The sequence below is a fragment of the Streptomyces sp. NPDC056296 genome, assembly GCF_042268605.1.
In the GTDB taxonomy this organism is placed as follows: domain Bacteria; phylum Actinomycetota; class Actinomycetes; order Streptomycetales; family Streptomycetaceae; genus Streptomyces.
Map to the genome: position 1 here is coordinate 30,827 of NZ_JBHJRX010000047.1, position 24,003 is coordinate 54,829.

At 70.9% G+C, this 24,003-nt stretch carries 19 protein-coding genes; 3 read left to right on the plus strand and 16 right to left on the minus strand.

All coding sequences use genetic code 11. The features are described 5' to 3' along the window. Window position 1 precedes the first annotated feature (1 nt). From ACFCZF_RS29830 to ACFCZF_RS29890, 13 genes are all read right to left on the minus strand, one after another. Entirely contained in the window at window positions 2-592 is a 591-nt protein-coding gene (locus ACFCZF_RS29830) for a Uma2 family endonuclease (protein WP_376674263.1), read from the minus strand. 74 nt (window positions 593-666) lie between these two features. Then, window positions 667-1,950 carry a thymidine phosphorylase gene (locus ACFCZF_RS29835; protein WP_376674264.1) on the minus strand — a complete coding sequence of 428 codons (1,284 nt, stop codon included), beginning with the start codon at window positions 1,948-1,950 and terminating at the stop codon, window positions 667-669. A gap of 14 nt (window positions 1,951-1,964) precedes the next feature. Continuing rightward, the gene (locus ACFCZF_RS29840; RefSeq protein WP_121748840.1) at window positions 1,965-2,357 is read right to left on the minus strand and encodes a cytidine deaminase; all 393 of its coding nucleotides are present in this window, start codon (window positions 2,355-2,357) and stop codon (window positions 1,965-1,967) included. After that, the gene (locus tag ACFCZF_RS29845) at window positions 2,354-3,619 is read right to left on the minus strand and encodes an ABC transporter permease (RefSeq protein WP_376674265.1); all 1,266 of its coding nucleotides are present in this window, start codon (window positions 3,617-3,619) and stop codon (window positions 2,354-2,356) included. Before ACFCZF_RS29845 ends, ACFCZF_RS29840 begins: the two co-directional genes overlap by 4 nt. Beyond that, on the minus strand, window positions 3,616-4,740 hold the full coding sequence (locus ACFCZF_RS29850) for an ABC transporter permease (protein WP_376674266.1): 1,125 nt from the start codon (window positions 4,738-4,740) through the stop codon (window positions 3,616-3,618). The genes ACFCZF_RS29845 and ACFCZF_RS29850 overlap by 4 nt, the downstream gene beginning before the upstream one ends. Next, entirely contained in the window at window positions 4,740-6,299 is a 1,560-nt protein-coding gene (locus ACFCZF_RS29855) for an ABC transporter ATP-binding protein (RefSeq protein WP_376674267.1), read from the minus strand. The genes ACFCZF_RS29850 and ACFCZF_RS29855 overlap by 1 nt, the downstream gene beginning before the upstream one ends. Window positions 6,300-6,521: 222 nt before the next feature. Then, on the minus strand, window positions 6,522-7,571 hold the full coding sequence (locus tag ACFCZF_RS29860; protein WP_376674268.1) for a BMP family protein: 1,050 nt from the start codon (window positions 7,569-7,571) through the stop codon (window positions 6,522-6,524). Between the two features lie 275 nt (window positions 7,572-7,846). After that, the gene (locus tag ACFCZF_RS29865) at window positions 7,847-8,896 is read right to left on the minus strand and encodes a BMP family protein (RefSeq protein ID WP_376674269.1); all 1,050 of its coding nucleotides are present in this window, start codon (window positions 8,894-8,896) and stop codon (window positions 7,847-7,849) included. Between the two features lie 216 nt (window positions 8,897-9,112). Then, on the minus strand, window positions 9,113-10,348 hold the full coding sequence (locus ACFCZF_RS29870) for a M20 family metallopeptidase (RefSeq protein ID WP_376674296.1): 1,236 nt from the start codon (window positions 10,346-10,348) through the stop codon (window positions 9,113-9,115). A 260-nt stretch (window positions 10,349-10,608) separates the two neighbouring features. Beyond that, the gene (locus ACFCZF_RS29875; protein WP_375922228.1) at window positions 10,609-11,676 is read right to left on the minus strand and encodes a hypothetical protein; all 1,068 of its coding nucleotides are present in this window, start codon (window positions 11,674-11,676) and stop codon (window positions 10,609-10,611) included. A gap of 40 nt (window positions 11,677-11,716) precedes the next feature. Further along, the gene (locus ACFCZF_RS29880; protein ID WP_375922231.1) at window positions 11,717-12,655 is read right to left on the minus strand and encodes an N-acetylneuraminate synthase family protein; all 939 of its coding nucleotides are present in this window, start codon (window positions 12,653-12,655) and stop codon (window positions 11,717-11,719) included. A gap of 13 nt (window positions 12,656-12,668) precedes the next feature. Further along, window positions 12,669-13,973, minus strand: a complete 1,305-nt coding sequence (locus ACFCZF_RS29885; protein WP_376674270.1) for a cytidylyltransferase domain-containing protein — start codon at window positions 13,971-13,973, stop codon at window positions 12,669-12,671. A gap of 281 nt (window positions 13,974-14,254) precedes the next feature. Then, the gene (locus tag ACFCZF_RS29890) at window positions 14,255-15,592 is read right to left on the minus strand and encodes a DUF6716 putative glycosyltransferase (RefSeq protein ID WP_376674271.1); all 1,338 of its coding nucleotides are present in this window, start codon (window positions 15,590-15,592) and stop codon (window positions 14,255-14,257) included. 197 nt (window positions 15,593-15,789) lie between these two features. Between ACFCZF_RS29890 and ACFCZF_RS29895 the strand changes: the two genes are divergently transcribed. From ACFCZF_RS29895 to ACFCZF_RS29905, 3 genes are all read left to right on the plus strand, one after another. Beyond that, window positions 15,790-16,770 carry a glycosyltransferase family 2 protein gene (locus ACFCZF_RS29895; protein WP_376674272.1) on the plus strand — a complete coding sequence of 327 codons (981 nt, stop codon included), beginning with the start codon at window positions 15,790-15,792 and terminating at the stop codon, window positions 16,768-16,770. After that, window positions 16,770-18,113: a polysialyltransferase family glycosyltransferase gene (locus tag ACFCZF_RS29900; RefSeq protein WP_376674273.1), complete on the plus strand. Its 1,344-nt coding sequence runs from the start codon at window positions 16,770-16,772 to the stop codon at window positions 18,111-18,113. The genes ACFCZF_RS29895 and ACFCZF_RS29900 overlap by 1 nt, the downstream gene beginning before the upstream one ends. Window positions 18,114-18,305: 192 nt before the next feature. Beyond that, window positions 18,306-19,490 (plus strand): acyltransferase family protein, encoded by a 1,185-nt coding sequence (locus ACFCZF_RS29905; protein WP_376674274.1) that lies wholly within the window; start codon window positions 18,306-18,308, stop codon window positions 19,488-19,490. Window positions 19,491-19,568: 78 nt separating this feature from the next. Here ACFCZF_RS29905 and ACFCZF_RS29910 read toward each other — a convergent pair whose 3' ends face one another. The 3 genes from ACFCZF_RS29910 to ACFCZF_RS29920 form a co-directional block, all read right to left on the minus strand. Further along, window positions 19,569-20,909, minus strand: coding sequence for a polysialyltransferase family glycosyltransferase (locus ACFCZF_RS29910; RefSeq protein ID WP_376674275.1), 1,341 nt, complete (start codon window positions 20,907-20,909; stop codon window positions 19,569-19,571). Then, the gene (locus tag ACFCZF_RS29915) at window positions 20,906-21,892 is read right to left on the minus strand and encodes a glycosyltransferase family 2 protein (RefSeq protein ID WP_376674276.1); all 987 of its coding nucleotides are present in this window, start codon (window positions 21,890-21,892) and stop codon (window positions 20,906-20,908) included. The genes ACFCZF_RS29910 and ACFCZF_RS29915 overlap by 4 nt, the downstream gene beginning before the upstream one ends. 450 nt (window positions 21,893-22,342) lie before the next feature. Then, window positions 22,343-23,971, minus strand: coding sequence for an IS200/IS605 family accessory protein TnpB-related protein (locus ACFCZF_RS29920; protein WP_376674277.1), 1,629 nt, complete (start codon window positions 23,969-23,971; stop codon window positions 22,343-22,345). Window positions 23,972-24,003 lie beyond the last annotated feature (32 nt).

Here is a 24,003-nt window from a genome sequence, read left to right on the forward strand (position 1 = left end):
GTCAGGCTCCAGGGAACTCGCTGGTGTGCAGCGTGTATCGGAAGGGCGCCGGCAGTTCGACCGGGTCGCCGATTCTTCCTGCGTACAGGATGCGGTAGGTCTCGCCGTCTGGTTCTCCGTAGAGCGTGACCGTTGGGCCGCCCGGTGCCAGGCTGTCGATCAGGAGGTACAGCGGGGTGCCTGCCTGAGCGTAGCCCGCACGTTTGTGGGTCCGGTCATTGGTCGCCGTGGCCGCGGAGACGATCTCCCCGACGAGTTCGGCCTTGGAGGCGGGGATCAGTTGCTCGTCTCCCGCACGCAGCAGCCCCTCCGGCACCACGGCCAGGTCCGGCTCGAAGAGACCGAGTCGGCCGGGTACGGCGAGGGGGAGCCGCTGGTAGATGCCCCAGTCTTGCGGAATCACGTCGTAGAGGCGTCGTTGTACGCGTTCGGCGATGCCGTTGTGCGCGACGGAGGAGAGAGGTGTGACCGTGATGAGCCCTTCGACGATCTCCACCTTGCAGCCTTTGGGTGCCTCTGTCCGGCGCCAGACCCAGACGGTCTCGTCCCACACGTTGTCGGCCAGGATGTAGTCACCCTCGATTTCCCGCATCCCGTCAGTGAACATGCCGAACGGGACCGGTAGAGGTCTACCGATCCCGTTCACCCGATCGAGAAAGCCCCTGCTCAGGCGATACGTTCCAGCACCACCGGCGACGCCGTGAAGGCCGTGCCCGCCGGGGCGACGTCGTACGAACCCTCCACCGCCGCGAGGGCGTACTCGAAGCGGTCCGGGGTGTCGGTGTGCAGGGTCAGGAGGGGCTGGCCCTCCGCCACCGTGTCGCCGGGCTTGGCGTGCAGCTCGACGCCCGCACCCGCCTGCACCGGGTCCTCCTTGCGGGCGCGGCCCGCGCCCAGGCGCCAGGCGGCGACGCCGATGTCGTAGGCGTCGAGGCGGGTCAGGACGCCGGAGGCGCCCGCCTTGATCACGTGCTGCTCCTTCGACGTGGGCAGGGCCGCGTCCGGGTCACCGCCCTGGGCCGCGATCATGCGGCGCCAGACGTCCATCGCGGAGCCGTCGGCGAGGGCCTTCGCCGGGTCGGCGTCGGGCAGGCCCGCAGCGTCGAGCATCTCGCGGGCCAGGGCCAACGTCAGCTCGACCACGTCCGCCGGGCCGCCGCCGGCCAGGACCTCGACCGACTCGCGGACCTCCAGGGCGTTGCCCGCGGTGAGGCCGAGGGGTGTCGCCATGTCCGTGAGGAGCGCGACGGTCTTCACGCCGTGGTCGGTGCCGAGGCCGACCATCGTGGACGCCAGCTCACGGGCGTCGTCCAGGGTCTTCATGAAGGCGCCCGAGCCGACCTTCACGTCCAGGACCAGGGAGCCCGTACCCTCCGCGATCTTCTTGGACATGATGGAGGAGGCGATGAGCGGGATCGCCTCGACCGTGCCGGTGACGTCCCGGAGGGCGTACAGCTTCTTGTCCGCCGGGGCGAGGCCGTCGCCCGCCGCGCAGATCACCGCACCGGTGCCGTCCAGGACGTTCAGCATCTCCTCGTTGGAGAGGAGGGCGCGCCAGCCGGGGATGGACTCCAGCTTGTCCAGGGTGCCGCCGGTGTGGCCGAGGCCCCGGCCGGACAGCTGCGGGACGGCCGCGCCGCAGGCCGCCACCAGGGGCGCCAGCGGCAGGGTGATCTTGTCGCCGACGCCGCCCGTGGAGTGCTTGTCGGCGGTCGGGCGGGACAGGGACGAGAAGTCCATGCGCTCGCCGGATGCGATCATCGCGGCCGTCCAGCGGGCGATCTCGCCGCGGTTCATGCCGTTGAGCAGGATCGCCATCGCGAGCGACGACATCTGCTCGTCGGCCACCTCGCCGCGCGTGTACGCGTCGATGACCCAGTCGATCTGCTCGGCACCGAGTTCGCCGCGGTCCCGCTTGGTGCGGATGACGGAGATGACGTCCATGGCCATGAAGGCTCGCTTCCTTACGTGGTGAGGTGGTCGGGGCCGAAGGCCTGCGGGAGCATCTCCGAGAGGGGGACGATCCCCGCCGGGGTCTCCAGCAGCAGCTCCGGGCCGCCGAACTCGTACAGCAGCTGCCGGCAGCGGCCGCACGGCACGAGGATCTCGCCGTGGCCGTCGACGCAGACGAAGTGCGTCAGCCGGCCGCCGCCGGTGAGCTGGAGCTGGGAGACGAGCCCGCACTCGGCGCACAGGCCGATGCCGTAGCTGGCGTTCTCGACGTTGCAGCCGGTGACGGTGCGGCCGTCGTCGACCAGGGCGGCGGCGCCGACGGCGTAGCCGGAGTACGGGGCGTAGGCCTGGGCCATCGCCTCGCGGGCCGCCGTGCGCAGCGCGCCCCAGTCGACGTCGGTCACTTGCCCCGTCCCTTCCGGTACTGCATGCCGTTCGCCTTGGGCATGCGCAGCCTTTGTGCGGACAGCGCGAGTACGACGAGGGTGACGACGTACGGGGTGGCGGAGACGACCTGGTTGGGGACGTCGTCGGTGCCGGCGTACCAGGCGAAGACCAGGGCGCCGATCACCACGGTGATCGCGGCCTTGACGTACTTCTTGCGGATCGCCAGCCAGATGGCACCGGCGACCAGCAGCAGCGCGCCGAGCAGCAGCAGGGCGTGCACGTTGGCGGAGCCGCCGCGCAGGTTGAGGCTGTCGGTGTAGCCGAAGAGGCCGGCGCCGATGGCGAGGCCGCCCGGCATCCAGTTGCCGAAGATCATCGCCGCGAGGCCGATGTAGCCGCGGCCGCTGGTCTGGCCCTCCAGGTAGAAGGGGTTGGCCACGATGGAGAGGAAGACGCCGCCGAGGCCGGCCAGACCGCCGGAGATGATCACGGCGAGGTACTTGTACTTGTAGACGTTGACGCCGAGGGACTCGGCGGCGATCGGGTTCTCGCCGCAGGAGCGCAGGCGGAGGCCGAACGGGGTGCGCCACAGGATGTACCAGCTGGCGGGGATCAGGGCGACCGCGATCAGGGTGAGCCAGGAGACGTCGGTGACCAGGCCGCCGAGCAGGCCGGCGATGTCCGAGACGAAGAACCAGTGCTGGTCGTTGAGGCTCTCCAGGCCGCTGGAGAGTCCTGGCACCGTGAAGTGGCCCAGCGACTCGACCGGCGGGGACTGCTTGGCGGAGCCGCCCTGGTGGCCCTCGAAGGCGAGCGGGGCGAGGTAGCGGGTGGCGCCGAGGGCGAGGATGTTGATGGCCACGCCGGAGACGATGTGGTTGACGTTGAAGGTGATCGTCACGATGGCGTGCAGCAGGCCGCCGAGGGCGCCGCCGACGATGCCCATCAGGACGCCGGTCCACGGGCCCCACTGGAAGCCGGCCCAGGCACCGAACCAGGTGCCGAGGATCAGCATGCCTTCGAGGCCGATGTTGATGACGCCCGCGCGTTCGGCCCACAGGCCGCCGAGACCGGCGAGGCCGATCGGCACGGCGAGCTGGAGCGCGGTGGACATCTGGCTGACGTTGGTGATGCCGTTGGCGCCGGTGATCAGGCGGACGATGGAGGTCAGTGCCAGGGCACCGGCGATGATCAACAGCAGGACGGGCAGCGAGATACGGCGGCCGGCCGGCGCCCCGTGCTCCAGCGTGGGCTGGTTGAGGTCGGTTGCGGTGGTCATCGGCCAGCCACCTCCTTCTTGGTGTTGTCGGTGGCGCCGAGGACGTGACCGGCGGCCAGCTCCGCGCCGACGCGGCGCTGCTGGCGGCGCAGGCCCCACTCGCGGACGGCCTCGTAGGAGACGACGACGGAGAGGACGATCAGGCCCTGCATGATGACCGCGATCTCCTTGTCGTAGCCGTGGAAGTCCAGTTCGGGCGAGGCCTTGTCGAGCCAGGCCCACAGGAGGGCGGCGAAGGCGATGCCGACCGGGCTGTTGCGGCCGAGCAGGGCGATGCCGATGCCGAGGAAGCCGATGCCGGTGGGGAAGTTGAGGCTGTAGGTGTGGGTGTCGCCGAGGAGGATCGGCAGGCCCGCGAGGCCGGCGAGGCCGCCGGAGATGAGCATCGCGGTGAGCACCATGCGCTTGGGGTTGACGCCGCTGGCGGCGGCGGCGGACTCGGAGGCGCCGGAGGCGCGCAGGTCGAAGCCGAAGCGGGTGCGGTTGAGGACGATCCAGTAGCCGATGCCGAGCAGCACGGCGAGGACGACCAGGCCGTAGATCTCGCCGGCCGCGCCCATGTCGATGCCGGGGACCCAGCCGGACTCGTGCATCTCGCCGGTGGTGTTGTTGTTGCCGATCTTGACGCCGAAGACGTCCGGCAGCCACAGGTAGCCGATGACGGAGGTGGCGATGGCGTTCAGCATGATCGTCGCGACGACCTCGCTGACGCCTCGGGTGACCTTGAGGACACCGGCGATGCCGGACCAGAAGGCGCCGGTGAGGACGGCGGTCAGGAGGAGCAGCGGGATCTGGAGGGCCACCGGGAGGTTGGCGTGGGCGCCGACGATCGCGGCCATCATGGCGGCGAGCTGGTACTGGCCGTCGACGCCGATGTTGAACAGGTTCATCCGGAAGCCGATGGCGACCGCGAGGGCCGCGATGTAGTACATCGACGCCTGGTTGATGATCAGGACCTGGATGTCGGAGAATCCGGCCTGCTCGAACATCAGGGCGAACGGTTCGACCGGGTTCTTGCCCGAGGCGATCAGGACGATCGCGCTCAGCACGAAGGCCACGGCGAGCGCGATGACCGGACCGGCCACCGCGAGGAGCACGCGCTCCTTGTCGAACTTCTTCATCAGCGGGCCTCGTCTTCCGCACCCGGGCCGCCGTCGGCCGGGGTCTCTTCGTGTTCGAGGTGTCCGGAGGCGGCGCCGGTCATCGCCGAGCCCAGTTCCTCGGGGGTGATGGTGGCCGGGTCGGCGTCCGCGACCAGCCTGCCGTCGTAGATCACCCGGAGGGTGTCGGACAGGCCGATCAGCTCGTCCAGGTCGGCGGAGATCAGCAGCACGGCGAGTCCCTCGCGGCGCGCCTCGCGGATGTGGTCCCAGATCGCGGCCTGTGCGCCGACGTCCACACCGCGGGTGGGGTGGGCGGCGATCAGGAAGCGCGGCTTGTGGCTCATCTCGCGGCCGACGATCAGCTTCTGCTGGTTGCCGCCGGAGAGCGAGGCGGCGGTGACGTCGATGCCGGGGGTGCGGACGTCGTACGTCTCGACGATGCGCCGGGTGTCCTCCTGGGAGCCCTTGGGGTCCAGCCAGACGCCCTTGCTGTTGGGCTTCTCGGTGACGTGGCCGAGGATGCGGTTCTCCCAGAGGGGGGCCTCCAGGAGCAGGCCGTGGCGGTGGCGGTCCTCGGGGATGTAGCCGACGCCCTGCTCGCGGCGCTTGCGGGTGGGCAGCGCCGTGATGTCCTCGTCGATGAAGCGGATGGTGCCGGAGTCGGCGTGCCGCAGGCCGATGAGGGCGTCGACCAGTTCGGTCTGGCCGTTGCCCTCGACGCCGGCGATGCCCAGCACCTCACCGGCGTGGATGGTGAAGGAGATGTCGTCGAGCAGGGCCTTGCCGCCCGGGGCCGCGAGGCGCAGCGTGTCGACGGTGAGCACCGGGCGGTCGGTGACCGTGGACTCGGCGGTCTCCGGGGTGGGCAGCTCGCTGCCGACCATCAGCTCGGCGAGCTGACGCGGCGTCGTCTCGGCGGGGACGGCCGTGCCGACCGTCGTACCGCGGCGGATGACGGTGATCTCGTCGGCGACGGAGAGCACCTCGCCCAGCTTGTGGGAGATGAAGATGACCGAGAGACCCTCGGCCTTCAGCTCGCGCAGGTTGTCGAAGAGCGCGTCGACCTCCTGCGGGACCAGGACAGCGGTCGGCTCGTCCAGGATCAGCGTGCGGGCGCCGCGGTAGAGGACCTTGAGGATCTCCACGCGCTGGCGGGCGGCGACGCCGAGCTCCTCGACCAGGACGTCGGGGCGCACGCCGAGGCCGTACCGCTCGGAGAGCTCCTTGATCTTCCGGCGGGCCTTGGCGCCGATGCCGTACAGCTTCTCGCTGCCGAGCACCACGTTCTCGAGGACCGTGAGGTTGTCGGCGAGCATGAAGTGCTGGTGGACCATGCCGATGCCGCGGGCGATGGCGTCGGCGGGCGAGGAGAAGGCCACCTTCTCGCCGTCGATCGCGATGGTGCCCTCGTCCGGCTTCTGCATGCCGTAGAGGATCTTCATCAGCGTCGACTTGCCGGCGCCGTTCTCGCCGACGAGGGCGTGGACGGTGCCCTTGTGGACGGTCAGGTGGATGTCGTGGTTGGCCACGACACCCGGGAATCGCTTGGTGATCCCGGCGAGTTCGACGGCGGTCACCGATTCGTTGACCGCCGCTCCGGCCGGAGGGCTGCTGGACGCGTTGATGACGCACTCTCCTGGGGACGGGGGCCGTCTACGCGCGTAGCGCCCCTACGGCATCTAAAGCGGCGACGGCACATCGACACGACGGGGTACGAGGAGGACTTGGAGGCGTCCTCCCCGTACCCCGCCGAGCGGTGCGACCACCGCGGTCACACGCTGTTCGAGGTGTTGCTCGGCTCAGCTGCTCTTGACCTTGATCTCGCCGCTGATGATCTTCTCCTTGGCCGACTTGATGGCTGCCTGGAGCTCGGCGTTGTCCGCGAACTTCGGGTTGGAGTCCGAAAGGCCGACCTCACCGGACTTCAGATCGCCCCGAACGATACCGGTCTCGGGCTTGCCGTCCTCGACCGACTTCGCGAGGTTGTACACCGCCTTGGCGACGTCCTTGGTGGCCGAAGTCAGGATGGAGTCCTTGTACTTCGCGAGGGCTTCCTGCTTGTACTGGTCGGAGTCGACGCCGATCGCCCACACCTTGTTGGCGGCGGCGGCCTCGATGACACCCTGACCGGAGAGACCGGCCGCCGCGTAGACGACGTCGGCCTTCTTCTCGATCTGGCCCTCGGCGGCGGTCTTGCCCTTGTCGGGGCTGGAGAAGCCGCCCTCCTCCGCGGTCTGCGTCAGGTACTGCGAGATCACCTTGACCTTGGGGTCGGTGTCCTTGACGCCCTGCTCGTAGCCGGCCTGGAACTTGTGGATCAGCGGGATGTCCACGCCACCCACGAAGCCGACCGTGTTGGTCTTGGTGCTCTTGGCGGCGGCGACACCGGCGAGGTAGGAGGCCTGCTCCTCGTTGAAGACCAGGTCGGCCACGTTCTTCGCCTCGATCGTGGCGTCGTCCACGATGCCGAAGGTGGTGTCCGGGTACTTCTCGGCGGCGCTCTTCAGCGCGGCGGCGTACGCGTAGCCGACGCCGACGACCGGGTTGTAGCCCTGCTTGGCCAGGGAGACCAGGCGCTGCTCCTTGTCGGCGTTGGTCTCGCCGTCGGTGGGCTCGATGGCGGCGGTCTCGTAGCCGAACTCCTTCTCCGCCTTCTTGAGGCCCGCGTGGGCGGCGTCGTTGAAGGACTGGTCGCCCTCGCCGCCGACGTCGTACGCGATGGCGAGGCCCTTGTCCCCCTTGGACTCCGACGACCCGGAGGAGGTCGAGGTACCACCGCAGGCGGAGAGGGCGAGGGCCAGGGAGGCGGTCGCTGCGCCTGCGACCGTGATCCGGGAAATCCGGCGCATGTCTGGTGCTCCTGTCGTACAAGCGCCGGGGACGGTTCGAGTACGGCGCTGGCTTCGCCGCAGATTAACGCGCGTAGACCTGCCTGAAAACCCCTTCTGTCCTTCTTGTTATCCGCCCGTGAGCAAGGCGCCGTGTGCGGGTGCCCGAGGCTTGCCGGACGCAAACGGAGGGTGGCGCAGGGTGACGCCGGGCGGCCGGTCGGGGGCATGCCGAAGCGGGCGGGCGCCTCCGGGCGCCCGCCCGCTTCATCCGGTTCTGTGCGGTGCCGCCGAGGCTACTCCGTCTTGACCTTGATGGAGCCGGAGATGATGCCCTCCTTGGCCTTGGCCACCGCGTCCGTCAGGCCCGGGACCTCGGCGTACTTCGGGTTGGCGTCGGACAGGCCCACACCGTCGGACTCGAGGTCGAAGGTCTGGGTGCCGGTCAGCGGCTTGCCGTCCTCGACCGACTCGGCCAGGGCGAACACCGCGCCGTCGATGTCCTTGAGGGCGGAGGTCAGGATGTAGTCCTTGTACGCCGCGAGCGCTTCCTGCTTGTACTGGTCGGAGTCGACCCCGATCGCCCAGACCTTCGCCTTCGCGGCGGCCTCGATCACGCCCTGACCGGAGAGACCGGCCGCCTGGTAGACGACGTCGGCCTTCTTCTCGATCTGGCCCTCGGCGGCGGCGCGACCCTTGTCCGGGCTGGAGAAGCCGCCCTCCTCCGCCGTCTGCGTCAGGTACTGCGAGATCACCTTGACCTTGGGGTTGGTGTCCGTGACGCCCTGCTTGTAGCCGGCCTCGAACTTGTGGATCAGCGGTACGTCCACGCCGCCCACGAAGCCGACCGTGTTGGTCTTGGTGGCCTTCGCCGCGGCGACGCCCGCGAGGTAGGAGGCCTCGTTCTCGGCGAAGACGAGGGACGCCACGTTCTTGCCCTCGACCACGGAGTCCACGATGCCGAAGGTGGTGTCCGGGTACTTCTCGGCGACGGCCTTCATCGCCGGGGCGTAGGCGAAGCCGACGCCGATGACCGGGTCGTAGCCCTGCTTGGCCAGCGAGGAGAGCCGCTGCTCCTTGTCGGCGTTGGTCTCGCCCTCGGTGGGCTCGATGTCGGCGGTCTTGTAGCCGAACTCCTTCTGGGCCCGCTCCAGCCCCGCGTACGCGGCGTCGTTGAAGGACTGGTCGCCCTTGCCGCCGATGTCGTAGGCGATGGCGAGGCCCTTGTCGTCCTTGCCCTCGTCGCCGCTGCCGCTCTCGCCGCTGGTGCCGCCGCAGGCCGTGGCGGCGAGTGCGAGCGACGCGACCCCCACCGCGGCACGGGTCAGTCTCGATATCCGACGCATCTGAAGTTCCCCATTCTCCAAAGCCCCGCAGCGGGCGCTCGGTTCGGCGCACAGTAACGCGCGTAGAAACTCCTGGGAACGGGGTTCCACGGGGCCGTTACCCATTCGTGCCGCGGGCTGTTCGGGGCATGCCGCGCGGCCTCGTGCGCTTGTGCATCAGGCTGCCCCCGGCCCGCCGCGGCCGCAACCGCAGCGGGCGGGGCGATCGGTGCCGCGCTACACCGCGTCGATCAGCGCCGCCGCGGTGAACATCTCCACGCCGACGGTGATGGCGTGCTCGTCCACGTCGAAGTCGCCCTGGTGCAGGTCGCGGACCGTGCGCTCGCCGGGCGGGCGGACGCCGAGGCGGGCCATGGCGCCGGGCACGTGCTCCAGGTACCAGGAGAAGTCCTCGCCGCCGAGGCTCTGCTCGGTGGTCTCGACGGAGTCCGTACCGCGCCGGGCGACCATGGCGGCCTGGAGCAGTTCGGTGCTGGTGACCTCGTTGACGACCGGGGGCACGCCGCGGACGTAGGTGATCTCGGACTTGGCGCGGTACAGGTTGGCGATCTCGTCGATGGCGCCGACCACGAGGTCGGGCGCCTGCCGCCAGGCGTCGAGGTCGAGGCAGCGCACGGTCCCCGCGAGTTCGGCGTGCTGCGGGATGACGTTCGGGGCGTGGCCGGACTCGATCCGCCCCCAGGTCAGGGCGAGCCCGCTGCGGCTGTCCACGCGCCGGGCGACCAGCGAGGGCACGTCGGTGACCACGCGGGCGGCGGCGGTGACCAGGTCGGTGGTCAGGTGCGGGCGGGCGGTGTGTCCGCCGGGGCCGTTCAGGGCGATCTCCAGCCGGTCGCAGGCGGAGGTGATGGGCCCGACCCGCAGCCCGATCCGCCCGGCGTCCACCCGGGGATCGCAGTGCACGGCGAGGATGCGGCGCACCCCGTCGAGCGCGCCGCCCTCGATGGCGTCGGCGGCGCCGCCGGGCAGCACCTCCTCCGCCGGCTGGAAGACCAGCCGCACGGGCCGGGGCAGCAGGCCCTGTTCGTGCAGGGCGGCGAGCACCAGACCGGTGCCGAGAACCACGGTGGTGTGCACGTCGTGCCCGCAGGCGTGGGCGCGGTCGGGCACGCGGGAGTGGTACGGGCAGTCGCTCTTGGTGTCCGGGATGGGCAGCGCGTCGATGTCGGCCCGCAGGGCGAGCATGCGCGGCCCGCCGGCCCACCGTCCCGAGTCGGTGTTGGTGCCGATGTCGCAGACGAGCCCGGTTCCGACGGGAAGCACCCGCGGCTTCAGGCCGGCCCGCTCCAGCCGTTCCTTGATCGCGGCGGTGGTGCGGAACTCCTGGTTGCCCAGCTCGGGGTGCATGTGCAGGTCGCGGCGGAAGGCCACGAGCTCCGCGCGGAGCGCCTCCGGCAAGCTACCGGGGAGCAGCGCTTCCCCTGACGGATCGGCCTCGGTCTCTCGGGACATCAGTTGCTTCACCCTCTGAAGGGTAGGACGCCGGGGCGGTCAACTGTCCCACGATCAACAAAAGTTCAGCCCGTTAGGGGAAGAAAAGTTGGCCGCACGGCGCATGGCTCTCAACGGGGGTGGGTACACTCACCCGTCTTTGGCCTCGGCACCCGACTCCGTTTTCCTTGCTCCCCTCACGGATACCACGGTACGGCCGAGCCACGCCGGGGGCGTCCGCCGGACGAGCCCAGGACTCCCCCGGACGTGCCCGGGACCACCTACCCGGCGCCCACGACCGCCGACAGCCGGTGCACGTCCCGTGCCGAGCCCGTCACGCCGCTGAGGAAGCCCCGGGCGCGGGGGGAGGCGTGCTGGGTGAGCCAGGCGGGGTCGATGTCGCAGACGGAGACGCGGACCTCGGTGCCGGCCAGGGCCAGCGGGAGGGTGTGGACGACGGTGGACGGGAAGCTGAGGACGGTGCGGCCGATCGGGCCCCGCCGGGCGATCAGCTCCAGGGGCAGGTCGGGGCGGACGATCTCCAGGCCCGTCTCCACGGCCAGCCGGTGGAGCTTCTCGGCGCTCTCTCGGCGGTGGGCGAAGTAGCGGGCCGCGCCGTGGGTCCTCGCCAGGCCGCGTACGGCGTCCACGTAACGGTCGGCGTCCACGACGCCGGTCTCCACCAGGGACGTACCGACCATGTCGGCTCCCTTGGTGATACGGGGCGGGCCGAAACGGGAGCGGGTCCAGGCGAAGTCGTTCGCGGTGACGGTCACGCCGTCCGGGGTGTCCTCGATGGGCATGGAGGAGAAGACCGAGACCTGACGGTCCGGGGTCGGCGTCAGACGGTGCCGGGCGGATCTGGAGACGGGGGCGAAGAGCAGGTCGCGGGGGCCGGGGCGGCTGCCCTTGCGGTGCCAGCGCACCAGGCGTTCGCCGTGGGCCAGCTGGGTGACGAACTCCATCGTGGCCGTGCCGTCGTCGACGACGACCAGGTCGTGGGCGCGGGTGATGGTGAGGAGCAGTTGTACGTAGCGGGAGAAGGGGTCGCCCATGACGACCCGGTCCGCGTGGCGCAGGGCGGTCGTCAGTCCGCCCACCGTGCGGAAAGGGGCCGTGGCGCCGCCGCGCGCCTCCTCCCAGCGGATCTCGTGGCCCTCCTTGCGGGCCAGTTCCGCCATGCGGCGCAGCTGGCCGCGGGTCATCGGGTCCACGGGCGAGAGGACCACGAGGGTGAGCTCCGCGCCGGGTGCGCACGTGTGCGCCCACTCCAGCACGTTCAGCAGTTGTACCGGGCTCTCGACGAAGGCGAGAGTGTGGGGGCCGGCATTCCCGGCGCGGGGGCTCATCTGCGTACGACCGTCCCGTGGTGAGGGCGTGGTGGGGGTGTCAGACGGTGACGGGCTCGCCCGCGGCGGCGGCGATCTCCGCCTCGGCGACGACACCGGGGACGCGGCGCAGCTTCTTCATCGGGCCGAGCTCCGAGTCGTAGACCTTCTTGACGCCGTCGCCGAGGGAGGCCTCGATGGTGCGGATGTCGCGGACCAGGCGGGTCAGGCCCTGCGGCTCGACGGAGGCGGCCTGGTCGGAGCCCCACATGGCGCGGTCGAGGGTGATGTGGCGCTCGACGAAGGTGGCGCCGAGGGCGACGGCGGCCAGGGTGGTCTGCAGGCCCGTCTCGTGGCCGGAGTAGCCGATCGGGACGTTCGGGAACTCCTGCTGGAGGGTGTTGATGACGCGGAGGTTGAGCTCCTCGGCCTGCGCCGGGTACGTCGACGTGGCGTGGCACATGAGGATGTTGTCCGAGCCGAGGACCTCGACCGCGTGACGGATCTGCTTCGGGGTCGACATGCCGGTGGAGAGGATGACCGTGCGGCCGGTGGCGCGCAGGGCGCGCAGCAGCTCGTCGTCGGTCAGCGAGGCGGAGGCGACCTTGTGGGCGGGGACGTCGAACTTCTCCAGGAAGGCGACGGCCTCGGTGTCCCACGGGGAGGCGAACCAGGCGATGTTCTTGGACTTGCAGTAGTCGTCGATCTGGCGGTACTCGTCCTCGCCGAACTCCACGCGGTGGCGGTAGTCGATGTACGTCATCCGGCCCCAGGGGGTGTCGCGCTCGATGTCCCACTGGTCGCGCGGGGTGCAGATCTCGGGGGTGCGCTTCTGGAACTTGACCGCGTCGCAGCCGGCCTCGGCGGCGGCGTCGATCAGCTTGAACGCGTTCTCCAGCTCACCGTTGTGGTTGATGCCGATCTCGCCGGTGATGTAGACGGGGCGGCCGGGGCCGGCCTCGCGGGAACCGAAGGCGCGGATGCGGGAGTTGGTGCTCATGGCAGGGGGTTCCTTACTTGGGCTGGGTGATCGTGGGGGATTCGAGGGAGTCGGGTACGTCGGGGGAGTCGGGTACGTCGAGGGAGTCGGGTACGTCGAGCGAGGGGCCGAGGATCCAGCTCGCGATCTCCCGGATGGCGCCGTCACCGCCGGGGACGGTGGTGACCGCGCGGGCCGCGCCGCGTACGGCGTCGTGGGCGCTCGCGACCGCCACGGGCCAGCCGACGAGGGCGAAGCACGGGAGGTCGTTGACGTCGTTACCGACGTAGAGCACGCGTTCGGGCGCGATGCCCTGCTCCTCGCACCACTGCTTGAGTGCGAGGTCCTTGCGGTCGATGCCGTGCAGCACCGGGAGCTTGAGCTTCCGGGCGCGGGCGGCGACGACCGGGTTCACTTCCGTGGACAGGATCAGCATCGTCAGACCGCTGCGGCGCAGGGCGGCGATGCCGAGTCCGTCGCCACGGTGGACGGAGACGAACTCCCGTCCGTCGGAGTCGATCAGCACCCGGTCGTCGGTCTGGGTGCCGTCGAAGTCGAGGACGACCGCGTCGATGTCGGCCGCGGTCGGAAGCGCGCCGGGCCGGGCGGCGTCGAAGAAGGGCGCCAGGGCGCGGGCCCGGGCCAGGTCGTGCGGGTCGTCGATCTCCAGGACGCGGGCCGGGTCGGTGCGGACCAGTTCGGTGCGGCCGAAGAAGCGGTGCTGGTGCTTGCGGAAGCCGGGCGCGGCCATGGCGTAGGCGGCACCGGTCTCCAGGAGGTCCTGGGGCCGGTCCTGGCGGCGGGGGCGGTGGGACTTGTCGTGGTTGACGCCGTAGCCGCCCTCTTCCCCCTCGCCCTCGTCGGCGCCGTCCCGCCATACGAAGCCGTGGAACGGTGCCACGGTCACGGCGGTGTCGGCGCCGCCCTCGGCGACCGCGCCGGCCACCCCGTCGATGTCCTCGCGGACGATGAAGGGGCTGGTGCACTGCACGAGCAGCACCACGTCGACGGCCGCGCCGTGCAGGGTCTCGTGGGCGTCCATCGCGTGCAGTACGGCGGCCTCGGAGGTGGCCGTGTCCCCGGCGATGGCGGCGGGCCGCAGTACGACCTCGGCGCCGGCCTCGCGGGCCGCGGTGGCGATGGTCTGGTCGTCGGTGGAGACCACGACGTCCGTCACCAGCCGGGTGGCCCGGCACTCGCGCACCGCGCGGGCCACCAGGGGGACGCCGCCGACGGCGGCGAGGTTCTTCGCGGGCACTCCCTTGGAGCCGCCGCGCGCGGGGATCACCGCGAGCACCCGGCGCACCGAAGCGCCCTGGCCCGCTTGCGGGTTGGACATGGGTTTGGCTCCTTGCGCAGGGGACGCGGGGGTCTCGGGTATCGGTGCGCGGGACTCGGGGGCCGGGGCGCGGGTCCCGGGTGCCGGTGCGCGGGTCCCGGGTGCCGGGGCGCGGGTCCCGGGTGCCGATGCACGGGACTCGGGGGCCGGTGCGCGGGTCCCGAGTGCCGGGGCGCGGGTCCCGGGTGCCGATGCACGGGACTCGGGGGCCGATGCACGGGACTCGGGGGCCGATGCACGGGACTCGGGGGCCGATGCGCGGGTCTCGGATGCCGATGCGCTCACAGCTCCCCCATCCGCCGGATGACCGGAGCGACCCGCTGGACGCCGTGCCGGTAGGCGCCGCGGGCGGCTCGGCGTACGACCTGCCGGACCGGGCCTGGTGCCTTGTCCGCGGCCGGCGCGCCGGGCAGCGGTGTGCCGTCGGGGCCGAGGTGGTGGCGGGCGAGGATGCCGGGCAGGTAGCCGGGGGCGGTGACCGGTGTGTAGTACGGGGCGAGCGGGGGCAGGCCGCCGGGCCGGCCGAGCAGCTCCGTGATGCGCTTCCGGGCCGCGTCGAAGGCGGTCTCGTAACCGCCGTCCGCCGCCACGCCCTGCCGGGCGACCCACTCGGGGTCGGGTGCCGGGCGGTGGGCCTCGTCGAGCTGGTCCCAGGAGGCGAGGCAGCCGGAGCCGACGAAGTGGTGGTTGCCGAGCGCCTCACGCACGCCCAGGTCGGACAGTACGACCGTGGGGATGCGGCGGTGCAGGGATTCCAGGGCCGCCGTGGAGCTGATGGTGACCAGCAGGTCGGTGCGGTCGAGTACCTCGCCCATGTGCCCGTAGACCAGGCGGAAGTTGGGCGGCGGGTCGGCCCGCTGCACCAGCTTCTGGTAGGGCAGCTCCTCGATGTGCGTGGTGTGCTCGCCGGGCTTGGAGCGCAGCTTGAGCAGCACCTCGCGCTCGGGGTGCCGGCGGGCGTGCCGGATCAGCCGTTCGAGGAGGTACGTACGGTCCTTGCGATTGTCCGGCACGGAGGGCTGGGCCGCGAAGACGACCGTGTAGGGACGCTCCCGCCCGTCCGGCTCGCCCCCGTAGGCGGCTCCGCCCAGGAAGGGCAGCGCGACCTCGGTCACCGCGGCGGCGTCGGCGCCGACCCCCTCGTACACGTCCCGGAAACGGTCCGCGTCCTGCCGGGAGTTGGCGAGGACGAGGTCGGCGCCGTGGCGCAGGAGCAGGCCGTCGGCGAGCTTCTCGTAGACGACGCCGACGTAGCCGGTGACGACCACGGGCCGGTCGGCGCGGTCCTGCCAGACCCGCCCGAGGCCGTGCAGCATCGCCTGGACGCCGCCGCCGACCAGGGCGAGGACGAGGATGTCGTAGGACTCCTCGCCCGTCGCGTCGCCCATGGCGCGCAGGAACTCGACGGCGGTCACCTCGCGGAGCGAGTCCGCGGTGACGCCGACTTCCCGCAGCTGGCGGGCGGTGGGGGTGGCTCGGCCGCGCAGGAGGTAGCCGTCGAGGTGGATGTCCGCATCCTCGGAGGAGATGCGGGTCGCGGTGAGCGCGCCCCATTTCCACCGGGTGTCGGAGTCCGCCAGGACGGCGACTCGCAGGGCCTTCGTTGCACTTGCTGGCACGTCGTAGACGCTAGGAAGCCATTTCTAGGAACGGCCCAACCGGAATCCAACAAAGGGTGAACAGCACATCGCCGAATGGGGAATCGGGCCCGGAACGGGCCGGAATACCCTCGGATTCACTGCTTCGCCACACTTGGTTCACCCGAAGTAATTTCGTAGGTTGAAGTCCGGGCCGGACCGCCTTCTAGCGTGTAGGGGTGACCAAGCTCTCCGTCATCGTGCCGTTCTACAACGTGCAGCGATATGCGACAGACACCCTGAAGAGCCTGCGCGCGAACGCCGGCACGAACGTCGAGTTCATTCTCGTCGACGACTGTTCACAGGACGGGACGCCGGAGATCGTCGAGCGTGCGGCGCACGAGCTGCCGGGCGCTGTGTACGTTCGGCACGAGCGGAACGGAGGGCTGGCGACCGCCCGCAATACCGGCATCGACGCGGCGCGCGGCGAGTACCTGACGTTCCTGGACGGCGACGACTGGCTGGCCCCGGACTACTACCCGCGGCTCGTCGCCGCCATCGAGGAGCTGGGGTGCGACTTCGTGCGCACGGACCACGTGCAGTGCACCGGACGGGCACGCAGCATCCAGCGCGTACCAGTGGGCCGGCGCGGCGTCGTGCTGCGGCCCCGAGACGCGATCCTGCCGACCGACCGGAGCACCTCCGTGGACTATGCGTACGCGTGGGCGGGGGCCTATCACCGGAGGCTCGTGGACCGGGGACTGCTGCACTTCACCGACGGTCTGCGCACGGCCGAGGACCGGCCCTGGATCTGGCGGCTGCACCGGGAGGCGGAGTCCTTCGCGGTGGTGGGACTGCTGGGGGTCCACTACCGGCGCGGGATCGCCTCCTCACTCACTCAGATCGGAGATGTGCGGCAACTCGACTTCATCCGGGCGTTCGACCAGGTGATCGAGGAGACGGCGGCTGACCCGGACGCGGGGGACCTGCTGCCCAAGGCCGTGCGCACGTACTGCGCCGTCATGGCGCACCATCTCGGTTCCGCCTCAAGGTTCGAACCCGCCGTGGCCCGGAAACTGCGCTCCGTGACGGCTGCCGCCATGAGACGCCTGCCCCAGTCCGTCCTGACGGACGTGCTGGACTCGATGGACGCGCGGCGGGCGAACCGGTTGCGCAGACTGCGCCGACGGCCCGCGTCGCCGCGGACGGTGGCCACCTGATGCGCCGTACCACCCGGATCTTCTGCGCGTCGTCCCTGCGCGGCGCCGCGACGCTCGCCGCCGCCCTCGACGCCGGCCTGTTCACACCCACCAACCGGCGCTTGCTGCTGGTCGCGAACAGCGCGGTGAACCCGGAGACCACCCCTGCCGTCGACACGATGCCGGGGTTCTCGCGCATCGGCGAACGCTTCGACGAGGTGCTGTCCTGGAACGAGACCATCGCGCCCTTCCACCCCGGCGGCTGGAGCCCCCGGGCCGACGACGTCCCCCTGTGGGAGCGGTATGTGCGGCGCCTGTGGGGGCTTGCCGACGACGAGGTCCGGCTGGTCGTCGAGTCCGTGCAGGCGAATCCGTCCCTCGCGCTGTGCCAGTTGTTCACCGGCGCCCCCGTGGACGTGTATGCGGACGGCCTCATGAGCTACGGTCCCACGCCCGACAAGGTCCCTCCCTTGGTCGGCACCCGCATCGACCGGCTGCTGTACCCGGACCTGGTGCCGGGGCTCGTCCCCCTGCTGCTGACCGAGTACGGGGTTCCGCCACAGCCGGTGCCGGCCGAAGCGGTCGCGAAAATCCTCGGTGAACTCGCCGAGGACGACGGGGAGTCGCCGTCCCCGGCCGGGGAACAACCGGCCCTGCTATTCGGGCAGTGCCTGTCGGCGCTGGACGTCCTCACCGCGGCAGAGGAGACCGAGCTGCACGTGAGCATGGTGCGCGGGGCGGCCGAGCTGGGCCACCGGTACGTTGTGTTCAAACCGCACCCGGCGGCGCCCGCGCTCCGGTCGCCGGCCCTGGAGGAGGAGGCCTCGCGCCTCGGTGTGCGCCTCACCGTGCTGGACCCGGCCGTGCCGGACGAGACCGCCGTCCAGCGGTTGCGGCCTGCGCTCGCCGTGGGCTGCGTCTCCACCGGGCTACTGACTGCCGCGAGCCTGTACCGGGTGCCGGCGGCCCGGGCCGGCACCGGCACCGTCCTCGCCCGGCTGGACCCCTACGAGAACGAGCTCCGGGTCCCGCTGACCGTCGTGGACGCGCTGTTGCCCGACGTGGGGGACCGGTCCGCGGTGGCTGGCCCGGGCTTCCCCTCGGAGGAACGGGTGGCCGAGCTGGGCGCCCTGCTCCAGGCCGTGGCGTTCGCCATGCGGCCCAGGGTTTTGGCCAGCCTGCGAGCGGCGGCCGAGGAGTACCTCGCGCACCGCCTCGACGCGCACAGCTGGCGCTATTTCAAGCGCCGCCGGCTGACCGCGCTGGGCCTGCCGGGCGGCGTACCGGCGCGGCTCGCCTTCCTTCCGCGCAACGCGGTCGTCCGACGCGTCGCCCGCCGGGCCCAGGCGCTGGCGAGGCGCTGACCCGGCCGGTCGGGGCCGTGCCAGGCGTCGGCCCGTGCCGGGCGTCGGGCCCCGACCCCGGCATTCACCCGGACGCCATCTGCGCGACCGCCCCCGCGTCGCCACCGAATCCCCTGCCGTCTGCCGGGGATTCTTGGCGTCCCGTCCGTTGACTCCGGGAACACGATTCCCTCCGGTTGAGAAAGGCCTCAGATGAAAGCGGCCGACCAGGCCCTGGCTCCGAGGAGCCCCGAGCCGATACCCGCCCCGTCCATACGGATAGCGGACGAACCACCCGGCTCCCCACGCCGGCGACCGGGCGGTGACCGGCTGCGCTCGCTGGACGGGCTGCGACTGCTCGCCGCGCTGATGGTGTGCCTCTACCACCTCGCGGGCAAGAACGGCGAGGTCGCCGAGTCATGGAGTCAGTCCCCGGGGCAGATGTTCCCCACCCTGTCGCAGGCTGCCGTGTACGGCTGTCTGGGCGTGCAGTTCTTCTTCGTCATCAGCGGGTTCGTCATCTGCATGAGCAGCTGGGGCCGGAGCCTGGGTGACTTCTTCCGGTCCCGCGTGGCCCGCCTCTACCCCGCCTACTGGGCGGCGTTGCTGCTGGTGGGCGCCGCGTCGCTCGTCCTGCCGGTGGTCTTCGCGCCGCTGCGGTCGGACGAGTTCCTCATGAACTTCACCATGCTGCAGCAGCCCATGGGCGTGCCCCGCGTGCTCGGCGTGTGCTGGACACTCTGGGTCGAGATGCGGTTCTACGTACTTTTCGCCCTGTTCGTAATCTGGAAGGGCGTCACCTACCGCCGGGTGGTGATCTTCTGCATCCTGTGGTCACTGGCCGGGGTCCTCGCCCGGGTCGCCGACACACCGCTCAGCGACGAGCTGGTGATGCGCGACCACGCCCCGTTCTTCATCGGCGGGCTGGCGCTGTACCTGATCCATCGGTTCGGCAGCGACCTGCTGCTCTGGGGGATCGTGGGCATGTCCTTCCTGATGGGGCAGCGCTACTCCGTCACCGCGCTGTGGCACCCCGGTATGAGCGGCGACTTCCACCGCAATCCGTACGTCATCCAGGCGATCGTCTTCCTCACCTTCGCCGCCGTCGCGGTGGTGGCCCTGGGCTGGGCCCGCTGGGCGAACTGGCGGTGGCTGACGGTGGCGGGGGCGCTGACCTACCCGTTCTACCTGATCCACGAGCACCTGGGCTGGTTCGTCATCCGGGTGCTGCACCGGGGATTCGGGATGGGCCCGTACGCGACACTGGCCGTGTCCGTGGCCTGTCTGCTGGTTGTGGCGTGGCTGATGCATCGCTTTGTGGAGAAGCCGTTCGGTCCGAGGCTCAAGCGAGCGATGGCCCTGCAGGCGGCCCGGCTCGGGGCCCGCACCAGGACATGAGCGTGTCGCCGGGATGCTTCGGTGCGCGCGTGGGTCGTCGTCGCACCGAAGCATCCCGGCCCGTGACCGGCGCCGCGGTCAGGACTGCGCGGCGCGGACGCGGCGTACCACGCGGCGCACCGTGGGGTTGCGGCGCAGGGCCTGCGCCCGTACCGGGCTGCCCCCGGGCAGTCGCAGGCTGGTCAGCCGGCGCTTTTTGAAGTACTGCGGGTACTCGGTCAGGTGGGTGGTGAGCCAGGCGGCCGTCTCGTCGCGCAGCTCGTGGTACGTACGCGCTTGCATGCAGTAGCCCACGGCCCGCACCAGGGGCGCGAGCCGGTCCGCGAGTCCGGCCAGTTCGAGGGGTTCACCGACCTGCTCCCGCTCGGCGTCGGGCAGGGCCGCGTCGATGACCGTGAGGGGCACGCGGTTGCTGTTCTCGTACGGCGCGATGCGTTCGAGGAGCAGGTCGGTGCCGACTCTGGCCACGGGGATGCCGTAGAACGCGGCGGCGGTCATCAGGCCCGTAGAGAAGCAGCCGATGACCAGCTTCGGCCGCAGACGGGAGAACACGGTCTCGGCGAGGACGGGCTCGCTGAGGACGGACAGCCGCACACCGAGTGCGTCCGCGGCCGTCTCCAGGGACCGGTTGTACACGGCGGGCGCGCTGGGGTGGGGCTTGAACAGGACGGACCGGTGCCCGGCGCGGGCCGCGGCACGCAGCATCCGCAGGTGGAGGTGTTCCTCCTCGTCCTGCGTGATGAGGTCGATGGCCGACAGGTACTGGCCGAGGAGGACGGCCGTGGGCGGGTCGTCGGCGGGCAGGCGCTCGGCGAGGATGTCCGCTCCGTCCTCGCCCAGCTCGGCGAGGACGGCGGTGATCGCCTCGTTGGGGACGGCCTCGGGCTCGACGCCGTACTCGGACAGGAGCATGGGGCGCAGCCCCGGCACCAGATCGAGGTGGAGCACTCGCACGATGCGGCTGTTCAGGGGCAGGGGGATGCGGTTGCGGGTGGGCCCGTAGCTCATCAGGCCGTCGGCGTAGACGTGGACGGGGCTGTCGGCGAAGATGTCGGCGACCGCCCGCGAGGGGTTGGCCTGGATCGACTCGCAGGCGATCTCCACCGGCTCGTCCCCGAGGTCCCACGCGAGGCGGACCGCCTTCTCCCACAGCCGTGTGTCCTGGGCGCGCGGCGACCATCCGGCGGGATGGTGGGGACTGATGAACTCGTTCCACGAGCGCACCTCGTCGAATTCCGGGCGCAGCTTCTCGAACCCGGCCATCCGGTCCAGTGGTGTGCCGACCTCGGGTACCGGGGCGGTGTTGCTGACGACGAGGATGCGGCGGTGGGCGGCACGCGGCCCGAACTGACCGGCGCGCAGGGCCGCGGTGACGGTCGCGGCCGCGTACTGCGTGGCCGAGAAGAACAGCTGGATCACGCCGCCACTCCCTTCATACCGCCGCGTATGCGCCGCAGCGTGTGCACGCGTTCCTCGCCCATGCCGACAAGGGCTTCGCCGAGTTCCCGCTCGGTCATCCTGCCCAGGGCCTCGGCGGCCATCTCCCGCAGCCTGGCGTGGACACTCCGCTCGAACCTGTCCCGGGCGAGCAGTTGGTGGGCGATGACGACGCAGTAGTTGCGCAGCGCCTTCTTCCGCAGCTTGTCCTCCTCGGGGTCGCTCGTGAGTTCTTCGAGGACGAGGTCGAAAGAACGGAAGAAGTCGAGCTGGCGCACGTCGCCGATCTGGGTGAGGGAGGTCGTCACGCCCCGCCGGTAGAAGACGCCGTGCAGACTGGCGACGGCGTAGGACTCGGCCCTGCGGTGCAGCTCCCAGACCCAGGGCCGGTCCTCGGCGGTGCGCAGTCCGTCGTGGAAGCGCAGCATGCCCCGGTCCAGGAGGCGCCGGTGGTAGACGCCGGCCCAGGCGTACGGGTAGTCGACCATGGTGGTGTCGTCGACGGGGAGGATCGAGCCTCTCGGGTCGAGCACCGTGTTGCGGCGCCCTTCGGGTGCGCGGTGGATCTTGCGTTCGAGGCCGGTGACCTGCACGTGGTCGGTCCGCACGAAGTCGACGTCGAGCCGTTCGGCCGTCTCCACCAGCCGCGCCAGGTAGCCCGGCGCCAGCCAGTCGTCCCCGTCGAGGAAGGTGAGCCAGCGGCCCTCGGCCACGTCGATCCCGGTGTTGCGGGCGGTGGCCAGGCCGCCGTTGGTCTCGTGCCGGATCACCCTGCTGTGCTCCAGCGGCTCGGTCAGGGCCAGCAGTGCCTCATAGGTGTCGTCCTTCGTGGACCGGTCCTCCACGAAAATGAACTCGAAGTCGTCCCGGGCATTGTTGCGGAGACTGGTCACGGTTTCCGGGACATAGGCCTCGATGTTGAAGCAGGGGACGATCACGGAAAGTTTCGGGGGGCGTCGGGTCACGCGGGCACCTAGCTTCTCTCACGGGCGGAGCCCCCTGACTCTAGGAGCCGCCCGAAACCGGTGACCGAACACACCGGGGCCGTGAGGTGAACGCGAAATGACGTCACGGCGCCGCACCCGGCTGGCGCCCGGCGGCGATCCCGGAACGACGCCCGCAGTTCGCCAGGAATGCCCCCACTGTCCCACCCGGCCGCTCCGCGCTCGGCCGACTGTCTGCCCAGCCTGCGCCCCACTCGCCGCATGCACGTTCCTCGCACTCGCGTTCAACTCTGCATTAACAGCCCTACCATGCTGCGCAGTCCGGCTTTCTGGCGCCTGCTGCGCCCGGTGACCGCCGCCGAATGACGACATCCTGGAGATCGGCAAGCGGTACGGCATGTTCTCCGCAGGACTGCTGCGGACGATGGAGCGCGACGGCCGCAGTCCGAGCCTGACCATCGTCGACCGTTCCTATTCAGTGAGTAGGAGTGAGTCTTGGACCCATTCCCGGTCACTGCGGACATCCCGAACGGTGTTGGGTGTCCTGGTCGCCCGCGTTCGCTCCGTGTCCGGTGGCACGGATCGTGTCCGTGATCCGGGAATACGGGGGCGGGGTCCCTCACGCCCGGGGCTGTCCAGGCCGGCCTGGACGGTCCGATGCCCGTGCACATCGCTCTGGTGTGCACGGGGCGGTGCCGTCCGACGCCGGACCGGATAGCCCTGGGCGCGTCGCCCGATCGCGATGCTCGCCGCATCGTGACGGGTGGTCTTACGGGTGGTGCTGGTGAGTGGTTTCTGCCAGTGCTGGGCCCCCCACTTGCTGGTGTAGGCGGGGTCGACGGCGATGACCGTGATGCCGGTCTGGTCGGCCATGGAGGTCAGGCGGGCGCGGAGCCGTCCGGTGGGCATGCCGGAGATCAGCTGCCGGAACCGTTTCCTGCCGCCGTGCTTCTCCCGGGTCTTCTCCGCCGTGAAGTCCAGGTCCTCGACGGCGATCGCCTTCACGCCGCGGGACGTGGCCCAGTGCAGGAGCCGGGTCAGGGCGTGGCGGACCTGCGCGTCGCGATGGGCGGCGGAGCCGGTGAGGTCGTAGAAGAAGCGGCGCGGGTGCCCGGTGGGGTTGCCGTGGACGTCGAGGTGCCAGACGGCGAGGTGATCGGCGTTCATGTCGACCCCGATCACCCCCTGAGCCAGCGCCGCAGACAGAGGGGTCGTGCGGGTGACGGGCTTCTGCCAGGAGCCGGTCACATACCAGCGGCCACGGTCCACGTCATGGTGGATGCGGTAGGCGACGGCCCGGTTCACCGCGACACGGTCGGCCCATTCCTGCCCCCGGTGCGCGAACCGGACCCGGCCGGTCAGGACGTACCGGCCGTGCGGGGCGTTGGCCAGATGCTGAAGCGGGGCGGGGAGCCTGATGGACACCTCACCGTCCGGGCTGATGCGGATCGTCTCGTTCCCGAAGCGTTTCCCGGACTCCCCGTCCGCCTGCAGAAACGACCGTTCGGCTTCCCAGCGCTCACGCCACCGGGCCTCGGTGCACCGGGCGGCGGGCAGGTGGTGCCGGGTGCGGGCCAGCCGCTTGCCGCCCCGTACGACGTGCACGGTCCCGGACGCCCAGTCCGCGCGTGCCCGTGCCAGCCGGTCCTCCAGGACGTGCAGGCGCCGGGCCTTTGCGTGCCACTCCCGCCGACTGCGGTACCCACCCGGCGCGTGCTTCGACCCCTTCTCGCCGACCGGCATTGACAGGCGGTGACGCAGGGCCCGCACCCCCACTTCCAGCGACTGAAGGTGCGCGTGCGCACTGCGGCGGGCCAGCGCCCACTGATCGTGCGTGGCCTTGGTGATCGCGCCCGCCCACCGGGCCGACGACTGCGGCGTCAGCTCCCGCTTGCGCACCGCCCACGCCCCGGCATCGTGGTCCAGTCCGTCGCGGCAGCGCGCCTTCAGGTCGCGGGAAGCCAAGGCGCCCAAATGCGCGCCCACCCGCCGCAGCACCTCCACGTCCACGCCGGTGAGCCGCTTAAGCCGGGTACGGACCGCCACCCCCGACGGGCCCAGCGCGACGAACGGCGCCGCAACCTTCCGCAGACCACCCACCCCACACCCCCCGCACAGCCGCGACGACCCTC